The organism is Verrucomicrobiales bacterium (genome assembly GCA_016793885.1).
Lineage (GTDB): Bacteria > Verrucomicrobiota > Verrucomicrobiia > Limisphaerales > UBA11320 > UBA11320.
In genome coordinates, this window is sequence record JAEUHE010000174.1 from 1 (window position 1) to 3,502 (window position 3,502).

Here is a 3,502-nt window from a genome sequence, read left to right on the forward strand (position 1 = left end):
ATTGGCAAGTTCGCGCGCAGAGGCTGCGTCCAACCCGGGAATGTAAAGCATCCGAGAGCAGCCTCTCCCTTCACTCCATCCCAACTCTCCCAACACCTCTCATTCTTCAGCTCTCGGCTGCTCTACATTCCTTTGGTTGTTAGGCCGTTGGTGTGGACTGTTCATGACGCTCAATACACTGGTCGCAAACCCAACGACCGTCCAGCTCACAGCCAGGCATCAAACCATCAATCGCGTCGAGCTGAGTCCGGTCAGTCGCCCAAGAAGAACAGTAAGAGCAGCGGCGCGCGTTCTTTGCGCCAGCGGCTGAACTCTCCAGATAGTGAAACGTCGTGGACTCGCGACTCCACTCCACAGACTCCGACGCCACCGCCCGCTCAACCGCCCGCTGGATGCGAGTAGCGATACGGTCGCGTAACTCGCGCATCCGCGCCTCGTCGCACGGCGCTTTCACGAGAATGCTCGTGGAGATAAGGATGTCTTGATGCTTGGACATGGTGGAACGGCCTAACGAAACTGCTCAGGGACGCGCCGGTATGGACGCTCAACCTGAAACCCAGGTGCTGTCGGCGCGTTCACTGGAGTAGCCTCGTTAGCCTGTGAATATCTCATCTCCATAGTCCTCTCAGCATGAACTCCTCAAGACTTGGCGCGAGCTCGTGGATGCCACCGAAGTTGTGGTCCTCGACAACCACTCGGCCGCTGGCTGCCTCTATGCCGAACGGATTGCCTGCGCCGTCCCAACCAATGATGAAAACGTCCCGCATCGTCCAACCGCGTGGTGGGCCAAACTCCCGACGAAACTTGGCGTGACTCTTGGTGAGGTGAACGATGTCGTCCACCTCCTCCGCTCCGAAATGACCGCCACCGCATGCGAGAAGAAACCAACGATAGTCTGATGGAATCGCGCCGTAACTCGCCTCGAACTCGCGCAACTCCTCCTCTGTGGCCGGCTCTCGACGCAACGACTCCGGCATCGCTACGATGTGCTCCTGAATCTTCTGTTTGGCGTCCGGTGAAAGCATGACGTGGTCGAGCAGGCTAACGAAACTACTCAGGGACGCGCCGGTATAGACGCTCAACCTGAAACCTGGATGCTGTCGGCGCGTTCGCCGGAGTAGGCTGGTTAGCTCCGGTCATGCGGGTATCCATCGAAACGCGATGTCCGATGCCTCAATAATCCAACGCCCACGCTCCCATTCAATCTCATGGACGAGGTGATTCTCGGAGGAAAGTGTGAACTCGTCACAAAGCCAATCTCCTAACCCGTCGGCCGAACCTAGGGCATTCAGAGAGTAACGGTAGACAATCGGATATTGCAGCTCGATGAACCCGTCGTGATAAGCTCCGAAAAGTCTTACTTGAATGCCCGTGTGACGAAGCTCGCTCCGCTCGCCACGCCCGATTTCAGAAATCACTACCTTCTCCAACCAAGAATCGTGGGGGCACTTGTGATCCCGCGGGTCCTGCCACCATTCCGCCGTTGCGAGCTCGTATGCGCCGGGTGGGAATCCACTGCGGTTCTCGTGCAGGTAATGTTGATACCGACGATACGCCCCGAATACGTCCGCCTCTCGATCCTGACTCAAGTAATATGCCATGTCAGAGCTAACGAAACCACTGAGCCACAGCCCGCCGCTCGAGAATGAACTCGGACGAAACCAGGGATGCAGGAACGGTAATCATGTGAAAAACTCGGAGGCTAAGGGCTGTTGGATCGAGTGGGCTTGTTGGCTCTCAGCCCCCGTGCGCAACGGGAACCACGTCCGACACCACTCCGCTTGAGTCAACAGTAGCCTCATCAAACAATTCTGTTGCGAGGGAGTGCCACTTTGGCTTGATCCAGGGAAGCCGCAATCCTAGGAACTTGCGGTATCCGTGGCGGGTCAGTCGATAGCGTATCTGTCCGTTGTGCACCATTTTAAGTGCGACGTCTGAGTCAGACAAGCGACGAGCCACGAGTCGGAATGTGGTATCGCTTTGGCCGGCGGTAAAGCCCGCCAACGAGATCTCCATGGTCACGAAGCCCAACTCACGCTCGGTGTCAGTGATCTCCAAGGGGAATATCGAAGGTATCTCAAATGCGCTCATGATCTTGTTTCGAGCCAACGTCCCCACTGAGCCACAGCCCGCCGACCGAGAACCAGCTCGGACGAAACCAGGGATCCGGGAACGGTAATCATGTAAAAAACTCGAAGGCTAAGGGCTGTTGGATCGAGTGGGCTTGTTGGACTTTGCGCCAGCCTTACTAATGGCGCGGATACCTAAAAGACTGGTTATAAAAAGGAAAGCTGAAAGGATGAGACATTGACCGCCCAGTCGGGAATGGAAAGCACCCAATTTGTATCCATCGTGGACTGACCGCTCATAAGCATCCGCAACATAAGGGTCGCATTGTGCTAGCTCCTTTGGTGTAAGACCGAGATGCGGGCTGAGATGGTCTGGCTGCTGCCTGCTTGTGTCCAGAAGATCGTGACGGCCTCGATATTGGTTGTGAGATGTGGCAACAATCCCTGTCCATATTCCATAGGGCACTGATACAACTGACGCTATCAACATGATCACGAAGAATGATTTCACCACATGCCTTTCGTCATCGGCTCATTTGCAGTCCAACGCAAACGCTCACCGACCGCCGTCGTAAGAAGGCGCTGGCAGCGAATCCAGCGTCCGTAAATTGAAAGGGCACCAGACCATCGGAGGACGGCGGCGGTTCGTGTGGAGCATCTTGTTCGGCATTTTTACAATCCGCCAAGAACAGCGTCGAAATACTCTCGGACCTTTCGGTCAGATCCGAATACTGAAACTCCAATCAACACGATCCCTCCAGCGCCAAATACACAACCCACACAAAGTAGCAGTGCTTCTGGATACTGATTCGCACGAAAATCGTCCCAGAAATAGCGACCAATGGTCCAACCCAAAAATCCTAAACTAGCGGCACACCCCAGCAGCACAGCTCGACGCCCTCCCTCTCGGTGACCCAGCACGAGGTTCCCCAAGACAAAAAGCCCGACTCCAATGGCCAAAACAATGGAGCAGAATGCCAACTCTTTGAGGGTGGTCGGAAGGGGCATGCTCTTAAGCCGAACGTCCAATCGTGACTGACCGCCGCCATAAGAGGGCGATCGACGAAGTGGCTGATACAGTGATGGTCATGAGGTCCGGAATCCCGATGCTGGCGGAGGTTCAGTCGACGATCTCGTTAGGAGAGTCGATGTCACCAAGCCCATGAAACAATAAGTCCGACTACAAATCCGATCTCCCCAGGTGTCGCCTTCCGACCGTGGCCCTCCTCAAGACGACTGAGTGCATACTTAGCTACTGCGGCGCCTGGTAGACCAGTGTAGAAACCCAACACAAAGCTCACATCTCGCTGATTCTTCTGATCAAGCTGCTCCGCATCTGGGACGGATGACGACGAACGTCGTGGTGCAGGCCACAACACCCAGATCAATAGGGCAGTCGCCACGAGACCGAGGCAGATGGCTTTAAGGCTTTG

General features: G+C 55.5%; 4 protein-coding genes. All 4 read right to left on the minus strand.

Features of this window, described 5'->3' with window-relative positions; genetic code table 11:
- Window positions 1-139: 139 nt before the first annotated feature.
- The 4 genes from JNN07_19515 to JNN07_19530 all read right to left on the minus strand — a co-directional run bounded on the left by JNN07_19515 (window position 140) and on the right by JNN07_19530 (window position 2,091).
- A complete protein-coding gene (locus tag JNN07_19515) occupies window positions 140-496 on the minus strand; it encodes a hypothetical protein (GenBank protein MBL9169934.1) in 357 nt (118 codons plus the stop codon).
- 112 nt (window positions 497-608) lie between these two features.
- A complete protein-coding gene (locus tag JNN07_19520) occupies window positions 609-1,025 on the minus strand; it encodes an SMI1/KNR4 family protein (protein MBL9169935.1) in 417 nt (138 codons plus the stop codon).
- Window positions 1,026-1,136: 111 nt separating this feature from the next.
- Entirely contained in the window at window positions 1,137-1,601 is a 465-nt protein-coding gene (locus JNN07_19525) for a hypothetical protein (GenBank protein ID MBL9169936.1), read from the minus strand.
- 136 nt (window positions 1,602-1,737) lie between these two features.
- Window positions 1,738-2,091 (minus strand): hypothetical protein, encoded by a 354-nt coding sequence (locus tag JNN07_19530; protein ID MBL9169937.1) that lies wholly within the window; start codon window positions 2,089-2,091, stop codon window positions 1,738-1,740.
- Between the last annotated feature and the right edge of the window lie 1,411 nt (window positions 2,092-3,502).

Coding starts and splice junctions, on each gene's coding strand:
- JNN07_19530 (MBL9169937.1), bottom strand. CDS start 2,091: ATGAGCGCATTTGAGATACCTTCGATATTCCCCTTGGAGATCACTGAC.
- JNN07_19515 (MBL9169934.1), bottom strand. CDS start 496: ATGTCCAAGCATCAAGACATCCTTATCTCCACGAGCATTCTCGTGAAA.
- JNN07_19520 (MBL9169935.1), bottom strand. CDS start 1,025: ATGCTTTCACCGGACGCCAAACAGAAGATTCAGGAGCACATCGTAGCG.
- JNN07_19525 (MBL9169936.1), bottom strand. CDS start 1,601: ATGGCATATTACTTGAGTCAGGATCGAGAGGCGGACGTATTCGGGGCG.